Consider the following 14,148-nt stretch of genomic DNA (forward strand, 5'->3'; position numbering starts at 1 on the left):
CGTTTAATCCGGCTGCACTTTCCTGATATCAGTAATAAGCAAAAACACAAAGCCAGTCTCAAACGGCACGCGGTAAATACCTTTGGTCTTGAGCAGATAATTGGCCACGGTCGCCATTTCCCATCCATCTGACAATTGCGCAGGCCAGCTGCGTTGCGTCAGCTTGTTGAACTGGTGCTTTGCACCCAGGCTCCTGAGCACATCCATGCGTTTGTACAAGGCCGGGGTGATGGTGGAATTACCCCAGCTCCATAGCCAGGTCTTGCTGCGATCAGAATAAGAACCGACAAACTCGATTCTGGCACTGAGCTTGACCACACCTCCATCTGAGAATGTGAGCTCACCGGCTACCTGATCAAGATCCCAATATTCATAGCTGGAAACCAGGTAATCGTCGTCAAGCGCTTTTTGGGTGGCTGCTGAATAGTCGGCGCTGGCGCTCAGGACTTGCTCCCAGCCTTGCTGGCGGGCTTGGGCGTTGCCAGTCAAAAGCATTAACACAATACTGATCAGCGATATCAGGGAGAGGGCGGGCATGCTGTATGCATTTTCAGATGATTTGCAGCCATGCCCCATCTTTCGCTCTCACAATCAACAGAAATTAACTCAGGATGACGCCACCAATAACCAATAGCACCAGGCCCAGAATATAAAATTTGAGAAAATGGCTAAACAGGCCATGCCGCTTCGCCAGTAAAAAAACATAACCCGGAATGAACAAGGCCACAAAAGCCTTGCCTGCATCAAACTTGAACAACATCAAGCTAAGGTAAAGCTGGGCAAGAAAAGCGATGGTCATCCCAGATAACAGCGTGCAAACGCCAAGATTATGCATGACTATCCTGATGCTATTTTAATACTTCAATGTATCACGGAAACCGTCAAAAACAAATGGCATTCGGCATTAAACTGAAGTGATATTCACCCGCGCTATGCGCTTACGCAAATGTGCAGCCTGCTGCTCATTGAAATGAATACCATCAAGCCAGATATTCTTCAATGAGACTAGCGCCTCCAGTTTGGGTATCAGTTCAGCTGCGTCAAAACCTGGCGCATCATCAAAATTGCCCAGTGACAGGTACTCCAGGTGTGGCAGTTGTGCGAGTAGATCAAGATCATCAAACTCGATTTTCGTTGCCCATAAATCCAGCGACCTGAGCTGCGTCATGCGGCACAGGTGGACGAGCCCCTTACCTGTGATTTTTGTATTGCCGAGATCCAGCGTGTGAATCTGCTTGCTGGCGCTCAGGCTCGCGGCCATGGCATCATTAAATGCTGTTCGTTCCATATCCAGCGCAAGCAGATGCGGGTGGGCCAGCATCGCAGCAATCAGGCGTGGCGACAGATCTGCGCTCTGCATGCCCAGCTCTTTGAGTGCTGGTGCCTGCAGGATGCTTGCTACGTCGTTCTCAGACATGCCAAGATTCGCCCGCACAATCTCCAGATCAGGGGCTGTGGCAAAGCTGTCCATCCTGTCCGGCCCCTTGATATTGAGTATGTCCAACACCCGCAAACCCGGGGTGTTGATGACATGGCGCATGGCCTTGCGTGTGACATCGCACCACAACCAGAGCTTTTCCACTGATTCCAATGTTGGCAGAGCCTCCGCCAGTTTGTCGGTCAGCGTGGGCATTTTGGCGAGCTGGAGTTCATGTATCGCCCCTTTGGCACGCAGGTTTTTGATGTCGGCGGGGGTGATCTTGCCGCTTAGCACAGCATCATTTTTTTGTTCTTCATTTTTTGTCATTGATGTATTTCATTCTCTTTATTTACTCTTTATTTATGTCACCGTCTTCATGACGATTCCATCCCCAGCAACCTCGCCCCTGCCCCCTCTTTTGACAAGGTATCCAGCGGGTTACGCAACTTGCAGGCCTTGATAGACAGGCAGCCGCAGCCTATGCAGTCACCCAGTTGCTCACGCAATTCCATGAGCTGATGGATGCGTTCATCGAGTTCTGCCTTCCAGCGTTTTGACAATCTGGCCCAGTCGGCCACGGTGGGTGTGCGGCCTTCAGGCAATTCTGCCAGGGCGGTTTGTATGGATGCAAGCGAAATACCCAGGCGCTGCGCCACCTTGATGACAGCGATGCGGCGCAACACATCGCGCGCATAACGGCGCTGGTTGCCTTCATTGCGCTGGCTGTGTATGAGCCCCCTGGCTTCATAGAAATGGATGGCTGACACCGCGACGCCACTGCGTGCCGCCACCTCACCGACAGCCAGCGGTTTGCCTATATCTTGCGGATTGATTTTTGCCATGCAAATTCTCCTTGACCTCAAGTTAAGTTGAGGTTTTACACTACTCTTCGCCTGGTTTCAAGCTAACATTTGGAGAAATAAAGATGACGACAGCAATTCAAGTTGAACCGAACCACACCGGACAGTATCACACCGATCACAATCTGCAACTCGTACGCCGCCTGTATGAAGACTGCTTCAATACCGGCAATCTTGATCTTGTGTCACAGATGATCGCCACTGATTTTGTCAGCAACCGTGGCGAGCAAGGTCAAGCGGAATTTGCCGCCAATATCGCGGGCCTGCGCAAGGCCTTTCCTGATGTGCATTTTGTGCTTGAGGATATCTTTGGTGCAGCAGACCGCATTGCCGTCAGATGGAGTTTTACGGCCACACATAGCGCGCCGTTTGCAGGTTTTCCAGCTAGCGGCAAGGCGGTCACGCAGCAGGGTAATGTGATTTACAGGATCAAGGATGGCAAGATTGCCCAGGCCTGGGTGCAGATAGACAGGCTGGGTTTGATACAACAATTGGAGCTTAATGCATAGCGCCAGAAAGCAAGACAGTTTTACCTTGCGCTTGCGGTACCTGGCTCAGCAAAGCTTTGGCAACGGCAGTTGCCGCAATGGGCCGGTAATTGCCAGGGATCAGAAAACCGATTAGCTTGCTGATCGCCAGGCCCAGCTTTTCTCCGCGCCGCTCTGGCTGCCCCAGCACTACCCTGTCGCCAACCAGTAGCGAAGGTCGGGCAAAGACCATGCCTTCAAACGGCATTTTCTCCAGCGCATTTTCAAGCTCGCCTTTGACGCGGTTATAGAAGACACCGGATTTGGCATCTGCCCCCATGGCACTGACCAGGCCCAGTTTCTTGACGCCCGCCGCCTGCGCTGCCCTGGCAACGGCCAGATTGGCATCGTAGTCTATGGCACGAAAAGCCTCCTGGCTGCCAGCGACCTTGATGGTCGTACCCAGCGCCAGATACACTTCGTCGGCCTGCGGTAAAAGCGGCAGGTTGGCGAAATCTACAACATGCACTTCCAGCTTGGGATGCTGCAAGGCAGGTGCCTTGCGGCCAAGGGCATACACCACGGCAACCGTGTCGTCTGCCAGCAGGCCTGCCAGGATTTCCTTGCCCACCATGCCAGTGGCACCGGCGATGATGACAGCTCGCTTGCTCATGTCTGCTACTCCCTAAAAAAACACCTGGTGAATTAATTTCATGTCCGGCTTTTGTCTATATTGCATGAATACTGTTATTCTAAGCCAAGCCTATCACTGTACATCAGAACTCCATAAGACCTGAACAGGTGTCAATAGCGAGCATGCCTGTAACATCTATTGCCAAAGGGAGATATCCAATGCCTGAGATCATTAATTCAACTGCGCATCCCACCATGCATCCCTTCTACGAATCACATCGCCCTGCCATGGAAGCAGCCATGCGCCACCGTCTTGAACTGGCGGAACCTATGTTGCGCGAACGTGCACACTTGTCTGACATCGCGGCAATCAGGCAAGAGGTGATGGATGAATTTAACATCGTACTCCGGCAGATGCCGTATGTCGGTGGCGCAGCAAGCCGCATGAGCGATTTCTTGATGCGGCTGCTGGGTTTTATGGCGATCAGCCGTGTGCTGCGGCGGCATGATGTGGCAGTGCCTGTCATCGGTGACATAGAGCGGGACACTTACCAGGCGCAATTACTGAGCACGCCAGAAGCGGAGCGCCTCGCGTCCGGCGAGCAATTCATGTCAGCAGAAAACCAGGCTTTGCTGCGCGAGCAGGCGGCACAAAGCGCGACGGAAGAACATCAACAAGCGTTTCCACAAGATTTTGTGTATGACTTTGTAGCACCTGGCCCGGGCGACAAGTTTGAATTTGGCATCAACTACAAGGCCTGCGGCTTTTGCAAATTCGCCGCCAGCCACGGCGATAAAGAAGTTTTACCAAACATTTGCGGGCTCGATTTCGTCGCCTATGCAGCGCGGGGAATACGCCTGGAAAGAACGCAAACCCTGGCTGGCGGTGCTAGCCACTGTGATTTCCGCTTTTCAAAGCTAACAACTGACTGAAGCCTCCGGTAGGGTGCGTCTTGACGCACCAACCCGGCAACTTTAAAGAGAGATTTGGTGCGTCAAGACGCCCCCTACCTCAGACAGCCACCACAGGCACCAAAGTACGCAAGCGCAGCGTAATCGCCAGACCTACACTGAGTATGCCAGCCAGCAGCATGACCACGCCCGCCCAGCCGTGGCTGGCCCAGACCACGCCAGTGAAAGAGCCAATGAGACTGGAACCGAGGTAATAGAAGCACAGGTAAATTGCAGAAGCGACAGCCTTGTAAGCCTGCGCACGGCGTGCGACCCAGCTGCTGGCGACTGAATGTGAGGCAAAGAAACCGAAGGTGAACAGGGCCATGCCAGGGATCATGATGTACAGAGAATTAGACAGGCTCAGCAGCAAACCCGCCATCATGACCAGCAAGACTATCCACAGCACACCACGGCGGCCTATACGGTCCACCAGACGTCCTACCCAGACCGAGCTGCCCATGCCCAGCACATATAGCAAGGCAATCGTGCCTGCGGCACTTTGGCTAAAGCCAAACGGTGTGCCTTGCAGACGGTAGCCTATGTAGTTATACACACTGACAAAACAGCCTGTGAGCATGAAGGCCAGGCAAAACAGCATGCACAGGCCACCATCAGACAGATGCAGACGCAAACCCTGGTGCAGGCTGCCCCAAACCCGCGCTGCTGGTTTGAAGTTGCGCGCCAGTGGCAGGCTGCGCCAGAATTCCCACGCGGCATAGATGCCGGCAACACCAATCGCCGCCATCGCCGTGCGCCAGCCAAAATGGTCACTCAACAGGGCTGACAGCAAGCGCCCTATCATGCCACCCATGGCACTGCCTGCGATATACAGACCCACTGCCGTGCCCATGGCTGCAGCCTCTATCTCTTCGCCCATATAGGCCACTGCCACTGCAGGCATGCCACCAAGGGCAAAGCCCAGCAGGCCGCGCAAGAGCAACAACTGGCTAAAGTCTTGCGTCAGCGCGCACAGCACCGTGGCAGTGGCCGCCAGTGCCAGCGCTGCCACCATCATGGGCTTGCGGCCTATGCGTTCACTGATGGCGCTGCTGATGAGCAGAGAGAAAGCCAGCGATAAAGTCGATATCGACAAGACCCAGCTGCTTTGCGCAGGTGTCAGCGCAAATTGCAGGGCCAGCGAAGGCATCAGCGGTTGCATGCTGTACAACAGTGAAAAGGTGGAAAAGCCACCAAAGATCATGGCGCGGGTGATATGCCGGAATGCTGGCGTGCCTGCGACGATGCGGGCTGGCTGGTTTATTTGCGGCGGCGGGGTAGTGCTGGCGACGGTCATGATGGTGTGGCTGGACGATCAGGGAGTAGCCATCTTATATTTGCTCTTTTATAGCGTCCAATATATATTTAAGGCGTTAGTAATACATTTTTTAGATGATTGGATAAGGAATAGTGATAGCTTCTCGTAGGTTGGGCTACGGGTTATCAGCCCAACACTCGGCGCTTGAATAACGTATACGTTTGTTGAGGCCCAGTGTTGGGCTGATAACCCGTAGCCCAACCTACATCCTGCTCAACCTACGACTCCACACCCCCATGGAACTCCGCCACCTCAAATACTTCATCGCCGTCGCCGAAGAACTGCACTTCACCCGTGCGGCGGAGCGGCTGCACATAGGCCAGCCACCTTTGAGCCATGCGATACAGATGCTGGAAGCCGACATAGGTGCGCAATTGTTTGAACGCAGCAAGCGCTGGGTGCGCCTGACGGAAGCGGGCAAGCTGTTCTTGCAGGATGCGCGGCATATCCTGGCGCTGGCTGAGCAAGCCAGTGAAAACGCCCGCCGGGCCCAGCGTGGCGAAACCGGCGAGCTGCGCATAGGTTTTACTTTCTCGACTCCGTTCACACCCCTGTTTGCCACCGTCATCAACAGCTACCGCGAGCAATACCCGAATGTGACACTGAGCCTGCAAGAAATGGCCACCAATAATCAGCTCGAAGCGCTGTCGCAGCACAAGATTGATGTGGGATTCATACGTCCGCCAGAAGGGGGTGAACTGGCGCGCGGCATATCGTCACCATTGCGCTTTCGCAAGCTGCGTGAAGACCCGCTGGTGGCGGTGTTACCTACCACACATGCATTGGCAAAGAAGAAAAAAGTGCCTATGAAAGACCTGGCACAAGAAGGCTTCATCATGTACCCGCCCAGCGCAGGCACCGGCATTTACCCGCAAATATTACGGCTCTGCCATGCCGCGGGCTTTGTCCCAAAGATTGCGCAGGAAGCCTTTGACGCCTCCACCATCATAGGCCTGGTGGCAGCAGGCTGTGGCATCTCCATCTTGCCCGGTTCGTTTTACACGATACATTTTGACGGCATCTGCTACCGGCCGATTGCCGATGCCGGGGCAACTACTTCTTTGCTGCTGGCCCAGCGCAAGGGAGATGCCTCGCCGCTGGTGGAAAATTTTGTGAAGCTGGCGGCAGGCATGGTGTGAGTAGAACTCATTTCATAAATAGGGATGAGTGCGAACAAGGCGATTTGGGATGCAGTGCAAGGCGTGGCCTGCAGCTAAGACTCATGCCTTAGCAAAGGAGGGGTGGCATACTACCCGCAGCAATGCACCCAAATCGTCAGTTCCCGAAGGGTTTGCCTCATAACGCACACCAGATAACATAGAATTTATTTTTGATGATGCAAGCATTAACTGCCGTGTCCGCATTGCCATTTCGCGTTATGAGGCAAACGCACCTCATTCATATTTATGAAATGAGTTCTAGCAAACTGTCGCGGTGAAAATCGTAACACCAGCCTATTGCTCAGCAACCGGGCGAGCCGGATACAGCCAGCAAAACACCAGCGTCGCCACCGCCGCACCCAGCAATTGCGCAATGATAAAACCCGGCGCATCGACAGGGCGTATGCCTGCAAAGCTATTACTGGCCGCCCGTGCCAGCGTCACTGCGGGGTTGGCAAATGAGGTTGAAGAGGTAAACCAGTATGCCGCCGTGATATAGGCCGCCACCGCAAATGGTGTCACCGCCGGGCGGCTGCGGCTGGTGCTGATGATGACCGCAATCAGGCCAAAGCTGGCGACAAACTCGCTCCACCATTGTGCCATGCCGGTACGCGCATGTTCAGATGCAAAGAACAGCGGCAGGTCAAACATGGCATGCGCCGTGGCTACCCCGGCAAAGGCGCCCAGCACTTGCAGCAGGATATACGGCAGCACATCCCTGGCTGGCAGGTTTTTTTGGTAAGCCTCAGACAATGTCACGACAGGGTTGAAGTGCGCACCCGAGACGGGGCCAAACATCAATATCAATGCGATCAGACCCGCGCCCGTGGCAATGGCATTGGCCAGCAGCGCAATCGCAACATTGCCGCCCGCCAGCCGCTCTGCCATGATGCCCGATCCCACCACGACAGCCAGCAACAAGGCGGTGCCCAGGCCTTCAGCCACCAGACGTCTTGCCATGCTCATGGGGTGATCTCGCCTATCTGGTCCAGCGCGGCCTTGAACTTTTGCCTGTCCTGCGCCAGGGTTTCCAGCGGCAGCGCAAGCATGGCCTCGATGCGGGCACGCAGGATGCGGTAGGCAGTCATGAAGGCAGCGTCGAATTCTTCATCTGTCCCGCTGACATGGGCAGGGTCTGCCACACCCCAGTGGGTGCGCAACACTGGCCCCAGATAAGCCGGGCAGGTTTCACCCGCAGCACTGGCGCAGACGGTGATGACGATGTCCGGTGTGGCTGGCAGATTGTCCCATGATTTGCTGGCATAGCCCGTGGTCGAAATACCTTCCCGCGCCAGCAATGCCAGCGAACGCGGGTGTACTTCCCCCGTTGGCTTGCTACCCGCACTCATGGCATGCCAGCCTGCAGGGGCCAGATGATTGAAAGTGGCCTCACCGAGGATGGAACGGCAGGAATTGCCGGTACACAGAAACAAGACGTTCATAAGTCACCAAAAATTGAAAACAGAAATAAAGAAAAAGCAGAAATCGCCTGCACTGCTATCGCTTATTCAGCGGCACATTGCTGCACCTGTACCGGCGTGCATGGATTGCCGCCACAGCAGTTTTCAGTCAAAAAGCCCAGCATCTGGTTCATCGTCGTGATATTCGCCGAGTAAATGACAAAGCGCCCCGCCTGGCGTGACTGCACCAACCCGGCATGCGACAACTCTTTGAGATGAAACGACAAGGAAGAGGCAGGTATGCCCAGCTCTTCACCTATTTTGGTGGCGGCCCTGCCTTGCGGACCAGCCTGCACCAGCAGGCGGAACACCGCCAGGCGTGACTCTTGCGCCAGCGCGGCCAGTGCCAGTAATGCTGCTTTGGTTTCCATCATATCCATGTCCTTGCGATTATGAATAAATTCTATATTTCTATAATAATGGAAATATAGAATTACTGTAAAGCCGATTTTAAAAGAACTTGCATGCGGGGATTTTTGTGTTATTCTTTATTCGTCAATTAACGAATAAGCCGTATGTCCACCACTTGCTGCACGACTGAACCCGCCGTTCTGGAGATGAATTTCCAGCCAGAAGAGATTGCTGCGCTATGCAAGGCGCTGGGGCATCCTGCGCGAGTCAAGCTGCTCAGGCACTTGTCCAATTATGGCGAATGTTTTTTTGGCAGCCTGACCGACATCCTGCCACTGGCAGCATCGACGATATCGCAGCATGTGAGCATACTCAAAGAAGCGGGCCTGATACTGGGCTCGGCTGACGAGCAACGTGTTTGCTATTGTGTCAATGAAGTACGTCTGGCGCAGTTCAAGAAGCTGGTAGCGGGTCTTTGAGCTGGTTTTTTTTGCCTTTATATTCGTATTTTGACGAATAACGAATTAATATAGAAACACACTGATATAGTCCTCATTGAAAATGATTGGAGATCATGATGAAACCACAGACCAGCGCATTACCCATTGCCATCATCGGCGCCGGACCAGTCGGGCTGGCGGCAGCCGCGCACCTGCTCTTGCGCAGCCAGCAGCCACTGATACTGGAAAGCGCAGCAAGCATTGCCGCCAACCTCGCCAGTTATCGCCAGGTGCGCCTGTTTTCGCCATGGCGCTACAATCTGGACCAGGCTGCAGTCAGCTTGCTGACAGCGTCAGGCTGGCAGCAGCCTGATCCTGAAGGCTTGCCAACTGCCGGGGAGATGATAGACCACTACCTGCAGCCACTTGCCCAGCTACCCGCCATCGCAGCAAGTCTGCACCTGCAACACCGTGTCATCGCCGTCAGCAGGCAATCTTACGACAAGGTCAAGACCAAAGGGCGGGAAGACGCCGCCTTTGTCTTGCGGGTAGCAACACCAGAGGGCGAACGGGATTACCTCGCCAGCGCCATTATCGATGCCAGCGGCACCTGGTCGCAACCCAACCCGCTGGGAGCGAATGGCATACCCGCCATCGGTGAAGAGCAATATGCAGCCCACATCAGCTACGGAATGCCCGACATACTTGGCACACAGCGCCAGCGTTTTGCTGGCAAACGGGTGCTGGTCGTGGGCACCGGGCATTCAGCCGCAGGCAACCTGCTGGCGCTGGCACAACTGGCAGAACAAGTGCCGGGTACCACCCTGCTGTGGGCAATCCGGGGCAATCATGTTGCCAAGGTATTTGGCGGCGGCAGTGCCGATGGCCTGCCAGCACGGGGGCAGCTTGGTGCCCGCCTGAAGGCCTTGAAGGATACTGGCCAGCTCAGTCTGTACCGCAATTTCAGGATACGGCAATTGCAGTCTGGCGAGCATGGCGAAGATGGCATCACCGTCACAGGCGACATGCATCTGGGTGAAACACCTGTCCTTTCCGGCATAGATGAAATCATCGCCGCCACCGGGGCCAGGCCCGACCTTAGCCTCAGCCGTGAATTGCGCCTGCGCCATGACCCCTGGCTGGAAAGCACAGAAGCACTCGCGCCACTGATCGACCCTAATGAACATAGCTGCGGCACGGTGCGCCCGCATGGCCACCGCGAGCTGGCCCACCCTGAGCCGGGCTACTATGCCGTGGGAGCCAAGAGCTATGGTCGCGCCCCCAACTTTCTGATGGCGACAGGGTATGAACAGGTGCGCTCCGTAGTTGCCGCATTGTCGGGCGACCTGGCTGCCGCCGACGAGGTACAGTTAAGCCTGCCGCAAACCGGCATCTGCAGCACACAGCCGGTCTATGAATTACCTGAGAAAGAAGAACCGGCCGCATGCTGTGGCGGCGCTGCACCGGCAGGTGCAAACGCCTGTTGCGCACTCGATGCCACTGAAAAAGCCAAAGGAAATGCGGGTTGTGGATGCAGTACACAAAGCGAGACGCCAGCAATGCCAACGCTAAGCAAGCCAGCAGCAAGCAAGCCAAATTGCTGCTCTTGAGATTTGCAGGTACCTATCGATGAACCAGCAGCTACTGACCAGAAAAACCATCGCCATCCTGGGTTTTACCCAAATCGCCTCCTGGGGGTCGCTGTACTATGCCATCGCCATCCTGGCACCGTCCATCCAGCAAGAAATGGGCTGGTCATCTGGCACCGTGTTTGGTGCTTTCTCCTGGAGCCTGCTGGTGGCCGGGCTGGCCTCCACTCCAGTGGGCATGCTGCTCGACCGGCATGGCGGGCGGCTGGTGATGGCCAGCGGCTCTTTGCTGTGCGCTGCAGGCATGGTCTTGCTGAGCATGGCACAGGCCAAGGCTGTGTATTTCATGGCCTGGACACTGCTGGGGCTGGGAATGGCGCTAAGCCTGTATGAAGCCGCCTTCGCAACCATCAACCGCATGATACTGGCGAACAGCCGTCAGGCCATCTCTACCCTGACACTGTTCGGTGGCTTTGCCAGCACCGTGTTCTGGCCGCTGACCTTAAAGCTCAACAGCCTGCTGGGCTGGCGTGACACCTACCTGCTGTATGGCATGCTGCAATTGTGCCTGTGCCTGCCGCTGCACCTGATGCTGGGTACCGCCAAAGCCAGCAACACACCAGACAGCGCGCACGGCCAGACCTCACTGGCAAGACCTGGCCATACCCTGGCCGAAGCCCTGCGCCATCCGGCATTCTGGAAACTGGCGCTGGCCTTTTGTGCGAACAGCTTTGTGTTTTCTACGCTCTCGGTCCACCTCATCCCCTTGCTGGGCCAGTTTGGTCATGCCAGCGCCTGGGTAGTCATGATGGCCGCCTTCATCGGCCCCATGCAAGTCGCTGGCCGCCTCGGTGAAATGACGTTTGCCAGACATGCCTTGCCACAGACCGTCGGCAAATGGGTGTTCACCGCCCTGCCCGCGGCCTTGCTGGTGCTGATGTCATTTGGTACGCAAGCATGGGCAGTCGCCCTGTTCTGCCTGCTGTACGGCCTCAGCAACGGCATCCTGACGATAGTGCGCGGAACAATACCGCAAGCCCTGTTCGGGCGGGATAACTATGGTGCGATTTCCGGTGCGCTGGCTGGCCCCTCGCTGCTATCCAAAGCTGCAGGCCCACTTGCGATGGCTGTCGTGGCGCAAGATTCCACAACACCTTACCCGTTTCTGCTGATACTCTTGCTGTTTACCCTCGCCTCACTGGCATTTTACCTGGCCGCAGTCAGGCAGCAAGCAGTGAGCCTGGAAGCCAGCTAAACCCACTCAAGTCCAGCACCATGATACGAACAGCCACCGCCGCCGACGCCGCCGCCATCATCAACATCTACAACCACTACATCGCCACGACCACCATCAGCTTTGAAGAAAACCCGGTCACAGAACAGGAGATGGCCCAGCGCATCAAGGATGTCAGCGCCAGCCTGCCCTGGTATGTAGAAGAACAGGATGGCGTAGTCATCGGCTATGCCTATGCCACTCCATGGCGGGCCCGCAGCGCCTACCGGTTTTCAGTAGAAAGCACGGTGTATGTCGCCACCAGCCATGAAGGCCAGGGCATAGGCAAGCGCCTGTATCAAACCCTGATAGCCGACCTGCGCCAGCGCGGCATCCACGTCATCATAGGCGGCATCGCCCAACCCAACGCCGCCAGCGTCGCCCTGCATGAAAGCCTGGGTTTCGAGAAAGTCGCCCACTTCAAGGACGTAGGGCGCAAGTTTGAACAATGGGTGGATGTAGGATATTGGGAATTGCAGTTGAATTGAGCACATGAAGACAAACTGGATCATACGCCCGGCGACACCATCAGATATCGCCATCATCACCCGCCAGCGCTTCCACCGGGAAGACGAACGGCAAGAAGACCTGGATGCCTATGCAAACTGGCTGACAGGCACGCTGGCTGCCGGCAATTACCTGGGTTTGCTGGCCCAGGCCGGAGACACAGTCGTCGCTGGTGCAGGCCTCTCCATACTGGATTGGGGACCAATACGCGGCGATACACAGGCCCGTCGCGGCAGGATAGTCAATGTGTATACCGCACCAGACTGGCGCAGGCTGGGCATTGCCAGGGCACTGGTCGCAGGCATGCTGCAACTGGGCAAGGAGCAAGGCCTGAACACCTTCAATCTGAGTGCCTCAGAAGAAGGCCAGCCACTGTACCGGGACCTGGGTTTTGTTTCTTATGCGGCGGAGATGATATACAGGTCAGGAACAGGTCAGGAAAACAAGAGAGTTAGTACAGGTGGTCAACATCATTCTGGACGTCCTTGAAACTCAAATGACTATTTCACTTCTTCGTAATAATCGTCATAAGGCCAGTAATCCCCATCATTTGCAGATGCCATATTTGTGATACAACGATGTTTCAACAGATTGATGCGATCTGCTGTAATCAAATCATCCATCATCGCGTGCGCAGGGATAGATTCTCTCAAATCAATCGCCTTGACGCCACGATCAACGTTATAGGCATAGCGATCACCCAGATCAAAATCACGCCGGAAATCTGTCCGCCATTGTGAATTGCGTCCCCATCCATGGGAGAGATCATTCGCTGGCCGGTATTTCCTGCGATACGCCCAGTATAAACAAGAGCAGTCTGCAATTCCCCTGCTCAGCAGATGCGCAGGGGCTTTCACCCTGACGCCCGCACGTGCAAACATCATATTCCCCAGCATGAAGGCAGGCCACAGCACTTCCAATAATTCGATACTGTTACCTTCACTTTGAATCACGTCCACGATTTCACATGAAAATGCGTGAAATTGCACAGGTTTAAGCACCTCAAAACCAAGGTGTGTGAATAATTCTGTATAGTTCTCCATCGTCGTACCTAAGCCAGCAACATCAAGGTCTCCGGGCTGAAACGACAACAACATCAGATCGCTCAGGCGCGAAGCACAATACAGATTCATGCTTTCACCTTCCAGCAAATCTGGCCACGGATGTGCGCTACTATCCCGATCACGGATTTCTTTAAAATATTGTCCAGCAGACTTCAACGCATCCCAATGCGCGAGAAAAACCTCTTGCCAGATTTGCTCTCCCTGATACTCGCAAACAGCAGCATACAAATTACGCAAACTACCAGACTCGTGCCTCTTTGCATCAAAGGGAATCGATAAAATAGGCATCACTTAATTGGCTTTCTGTTTCAAATCTGATGGAGCGCCGGAATCAGAATTCTCCACTTCCCACACCAGGTTTAGCGACTTGCAGCGCAGGCAATCGACAATTGCGCCATCACCCAATACTGATTTGCACTGGTGGCAGCGACGGCCTGGCAGAGCGACATGCATGAAAGTTGCCTTGGCTTCACCGATGGAACAGGAAGTCATCGCCCGTATCGCCGGAACAAAGCCCAGAAAATCAGCTTTCGCTGCTTTGGCATGCAAAGCTGTCCTGTCAACCTCATCTTCAACCCAGATAAGTTCTGACAAACAACCACATTGCTTGCAGCGCGGCTCGCGCTGATTGACTTCATCGATATTCATCTACTGC

At 55.0% G+C, this 14,148-nt stretch carries 19 protein-coding genes; 8 read left to right on the forward strand and 11 right to left on the reverse strand.

From position 1 onward, the window contains the following. Nucleotides 1–3: 3 nt before the first annotated feature. From UNDYM_RS19650 to soxR, 4 genes are all read right to left on the reverse strand, one after another. Nucleotides 4–537, reverse strand: coding sequence for a DUF6882 domain-containing protein (locus UNDYM_RS19650; RefSeq protein ID WP_162042560.1), 534 nt, complete (start codon nt 535–537; stop codon nt 4–6). Nucleotides 538–601: 64 nt separating this feature from the next. Continuing rightward, complete coding sequence (locus UNDYM_RS19655) at nt 602–835, reverse strand: hypothetical protein (RefSeq protein WP_162042561.1); 234 nt, start codon at nt 833–835, stop codon at nt 602–604. A gap of 69 nt (nt 836–904) precedes the next feature. After that, entirely contained in the window at nt 905–1,747 is an 843-nt protein-coding gene (locus tag UNDYM_RS19660) for a hypothetical protein (RefSeq protein ID WP_162042562.1), read from the reverse strand. A gap of 47 nt (nt 1,748–1,794) precedes the next feature. Next, on the reverse strand, nt 1,795–2,262 hold the full coding sequence (gene soxR / locus UNDYM_RS19665; protein WP_162042563.1) for a redox-sensitive transcriptional activator SoxR: 468 nt from the start codon (nt 2,260–2,262) through the stop codon (nt 1,795–1,797). Between the two features lie 83 nt (nt 2,263–2,345). On the opposite strand from soxR, the gene UNDYM_RS19670 reads away from it, so the two are divergent. Continuing rightward, entirely contained in the window at nt 2,346–2,789 is a 444-nt protein-coding gene (locus tag UNDYM_RS19670) for an ester cyclase (RefSeq protein WP_162042564.1), read from the forward strand. On the opposite strand, the gene UNDYM_RS19675 is transcribed toward UNDYM_RS19670, so the two are convergent. Further along, nucleotides 2,779–3,420 (reverse strand): NAD(P)H-binding protein, encoded by a 642-nt coding sequence (locus tag UNDYM_RS19675; protein ID WP_162042565.1) that lies wholly within the window; start codon nt 3,418–3,420, stop codon nt 2,779–2,781. The genes UNDYM_RS19670 and UNDYM_RS19675 overlap by 11 nt on opposite strands. Before the next feature lie 179 nt (nt 3,421–3,599). Between UNDYM_RS19675 and UNDYM_RS19680 the strand changes: the two genes are divergently transcribed. Further along, nucleotides 3,600–4,313: an L-2-amino-thiazoline-4-carboxylic acid hydrolase gene (locus UNDYM_RS19680; protein WP_197740925.1), complete on the forward strand. Its 714-nt coding sequence runs from the start codon at nt 3,600–3,602 to the stop codon at nt 4,311–4,313. A gap of 79 nt (nt 4,314–4,392) precedes the next feature. On the opposite strand, the gene UNDYM_RS19685 is transcribed toward UNDYM_RS19680, so the two are convergent. Further along, nucleotides 4,393–5,628, reverse strand: a complete 1,236-nt coding sequence (locus UNDYM_RS19685; protein WP_162042566.1) for an MFS transporter — start codon at nt 5,626–5,628, stop codon at nt 4,393–4,395. A 257-nt stretch (nt 5,629–5,885) separates the two neighbouring features. On the opposite strand from UNDYM_RS19685, the gene UNDYM_RS19690 reads away from it, so the two are divergent. Next, nucleotides 5,886–6,788 (forward strand): LysR family transcriptional regulator, encoded by a 903-nt coding sequence (locus UNDYM_RS19690; protein ID WP_162042567.1) that lies wholly within the window; start codon nt 5,886–5,888, stop codon nt 6,786–6,788. A gap of 315 nt (nt 6,789–7,103) precedes the next feature. Here the strand turns inward: UNDYM_RS19690 and UNDYM_RS19695 are convergent, their stop codons facing one another. The 3 genes from UNDYM_RS19695 to UNDYM_RS19705 form a co-directional block, all read right to left on the reverse strand. Beyond that, the gene (locus UNDYM_RS19695) at nt 7,104–7,775 is read right to left on the reverse strand and encodes an MIP/aquaporin family protein (RefSeq protein WP_162042568.1); all 672 of its coding nucleotides are present in this window, start codon (nt 7,773–7,775) and stop codon (nt 7,104–7,106) included. Next, nucleotides 7,772–8,251 carry an arsenate reductase ArsC gene (locus UNDYM_RS19700; protein WP_162042569.1) on the reverse strand — a complete coding sequence of 160 codons (480 nt, stop codon included), beginning with the start codon at nt 8,249–8,251 and terminating at the stop codon, nt 7,772–7,774. The genes UNDYM_RS19695 and UNDYM_RS19700 overlap by 4 nt, the downstream gene beginning before the upstream one ends. 62 nt (nt 8,252–8,313) lie before the next feature. Further along, complete coding sequence (locus tag UNDYM_RS19705; RefSeq protein WP_162044716.1) at nt 8,314–8,640, reverse strand: helix-turn-helix transcriptional regulator; 327 nt, start codon at nt 8,638–8,640, stop codon at nt 8,314–8,316. 144 nt (nt 8,641–8,784) lie between these two features. On the opposite strand from UNDYM_RS19705, the gene UNDYM_RS19710 reads away from it, so the two are divergent. The 5 genes from UNDYM_RS19710 to UNDYM_RS19730 all read left to right on the forward strand — a co-directional run bounded on the left by UNDYM_RS19710 (nt 8,785) and on the right by UNDYM_RS19730 (nt 12,918). Continuing rightward, entirely contained in the window at nt 8,785–9,099 is a 315-nt protein-coding gene (locus tag UNDYM_RS19710) for a helix-turn-helix transcriptional regulator (protein ID WP_162042570.1), read from the forward strand. 98 nt (nt 9,100–9,197) lie between these two features. Continuing rightward, nucleotides 9,198–10,670 (forward strand): NAD(P)-binding domain-containing protein, encoded by a 1,473-nt coding sequence (locus tag UNDYM_RS19715; RefSeq protein WP_162042571.1) that lies wholly within the window; start codon nt 9,198–9,200, stop codon nt 10,668–10,670. A gap of 19 nt (nt 10,671–10,689) precedes the next feature. Beyond that, nucleotides 10,690–11,904, forward strand: coding sequence for an MFS transporter (locus UNDYM_RS19720; RefSeq protein WP_162042572.1), 1,215 nt, complete (start codon nt 10,690–10,692; stop codon nt 11,902–11,904). A gap of 20 nt (nt 11,905–11,924) precedes the next feature. Continuing rightward, nucleotides 11,925–12,410, forward strand: a complete 486-nt coding sequence (locus UNDYM_RS19725) for an arsinothricin resistance N-acetyltransferase ArsN1 family B (RefSeq protein WP_162042573.1) — start codon at nt 11,925–11,927, stop codon at nt 12,408–12,410. Nucleotides 12,411–12,414: 4 nt separating this feature from the next. Continuing rightward, a complete protein-coding gene (locus tag UNDYM_RS19730) occupies nt 12,415–12,918 on the forward strand; it encodes a GNAT family N-acetyltransferase (RefSeq protein WP_162042574.1) in 504 nt (167 codons plus the stop codon). 11 nt (nt 12,919–12,929) lie between these two features. Here UNDYM_RS19730 and UNDYM_RS19735 read toward each other — a convergent pair whose 3' ends face one another. Continuing rightward, complete coding sequence (locus tag UNDYM_RS19735; RefSeq protein WP_162042575.1) at nt 12,930–13,781, reverse strand: hypothetical protein; 852 nt, start codon at nt 13,779–13,781, stop codon at nt 12,930–12,932. 3 nt (nt 13,782–13,784) lie between these two features. Continuing rightward, nucleotides 13,785–14,141 carry a hypothetical protein gene (locus tag UNDYM_RS19740; protein WP_162042576.1) on the reverse strand — a complete coding sequence of 119 codons (357 nt, stop codon included), beginning with the start codon at nt 14,139–14,141 and terminating at the stop codon, nt 13,785–13,787. Nucleotides 14,142–14,148 lie beyond the last annotated feature (7 nt).

Origin of the sequence: Undibacterium sp. YM2 (genome assembly GCF_009937975.1) — a bacterium.
GTDB lineage: Bacteria > Pseudomonadota > Gammaproteobacteria > Burkholderiales > Burkholderiaceae_D > Undibacterium.

What these genes read in the sequence shown, in the direction of transcription:
- UNDYM_RS19650 (WP_162042560.1), bottom strand. Translation starts at nt 537, where the DNA reads ATGCCCGCCCTCTCCCTGATATCGCTGATCAGTATTGTGTTAATGCTT.
- UNDYM_RS19655 (WP_162042561.1), bottom strand. Translation starts at nt 835, where the DNA reads ATGCATAATCTTGGCGTTTGCACGCTGTTATCTGGGATGACCATCGCT.
- UNDYM_RS19660 (WP_162042562.1), bottom strand. Translation starts at nt 1,747, where the DNA reads ATGACAAAAAATGAAGAACAAAAAAATGATGCTGTGCTAAGCGGCAAG.
- soxR (WP_162042563.1), bottom strand. Translation starts at nt 2,262, where the DNA reads ATGGCAAAAATCAATCCGCAAGATATAGGCAAACCGCTGGCTGTCGGT.
- UNDYM_RS19670 (WP_162042564.1), top strand. Translation starts at nt 2,346, where the DNA reads ATGACGACAGCAATTCAAGTTGAACCGAACCACACCGGACAGTATCAC.
- UNDYM_RS19675 (WP_162042565.1), bottom strand. Translation starts at nt 3,420, where the DNA reads ATGAGCAAGCGAGCTGTCATCATCGCCGGTGCCACTGGCATGGTGGGC.
- UNDYM_RS19680 (WP_197740925.1), top strand. Translation starts at nt 3,600, where the DNA reads ATGCCTGAGATCATTAATTCAACTGCGCATCCCACCATGCATCCCTTC.
- UNDYM_RS19685 (WP_162042566.1), bottom strand. Translation starts at nt 5,628, where the DNA reads ATGACCGTCGCCAGCACTACCCCGCCGCCGCAAATAAACCAGCCAGCC.
- UNDYM_RS19690 (WP_162042567.1), top strand. Translation starts at nt 5,886, where the DNA reads ATGGAACTCCGCCACCTCAAATACTTCATCGCCGTCGCCGAAGAACTG.
- UNDYM_RS19695 (WP_162042568.1), bottom strand. Translation starts at nt 7,775, where the DNA reads ATGAGCATGGCAAGACGTCTGGTGGCTGAAGGCCTGGGCACCGCCTTG.
- UNDYM_RS19700 (WP_162042569.1), bottom strand. Translation starts at nt 8,251, where the DNA reads ATGAACGTCTTGTTTCTGTGTACCGGCAATTCCTGCCGTTCCATCCTC.
- UNDYM_RS19705 (WP_162044716.1), bottom strand. Translation starts at nt 8,640, where the DNA reads ATGGAAACCAAAGCAGCATTACTGGCACTGGCCGCGCTGGCGCAAGAG.
- UNDYM_RS19710 (WP_162042570.1), top strand. Translation starts at nt 8,785, where the DNA reads ATGTCCACCACTTGCTGCACGACTGAACCCGCCGTTCTGGAGATGAAT.
- UNDYM_RS19715 (WP_162042571.1), top strand. Translation starts at nt 9,198, where the DNA reads ATGAAACCACAGACCAGCGCATTACCCATTGCCATCATCGGCGCCGGA.
- UNDYM_RS19720 (WP_162042572.1), top strand. Translation starts at nt 10,690, where the DNA reads ATGAACCAGCAGCTACTGACCAGAAAAACCATCGCCATCCTGGGTTTT.
- UNDYM_RS19725 (WP_162042573.1), top strand. Translation starts at nt 11,925, where the DNA reads ATGATACGAACAGCCACCGCCGCCGACGCCGCCGCCATCATCAACATC.
- UNDYM_RS19730 (WP_162042574.1), top strand. Translation starts at nt 12,415, where the DNA reads ATGAAGACAAACTGGATCATACGCCCGGCGACACCATCAGATATCGCC.
- UNDYM_RS19735 (WP_162042575.1), bottom strand. Translation starts at nt 13,781, where the DNA reads ATGCCTATTTTATCGATTCCCTTTGATGCAAAGAGGCACGAGTCTGGT.
- UNDYM_RS19740 (WP_162042576.1), bottom strand. Translation starts at nt 14,141, where the DNA reads ATGAATATCGATGAAGTCAATCAGCGCGAGCCGCGCTGCAAGCAATGT.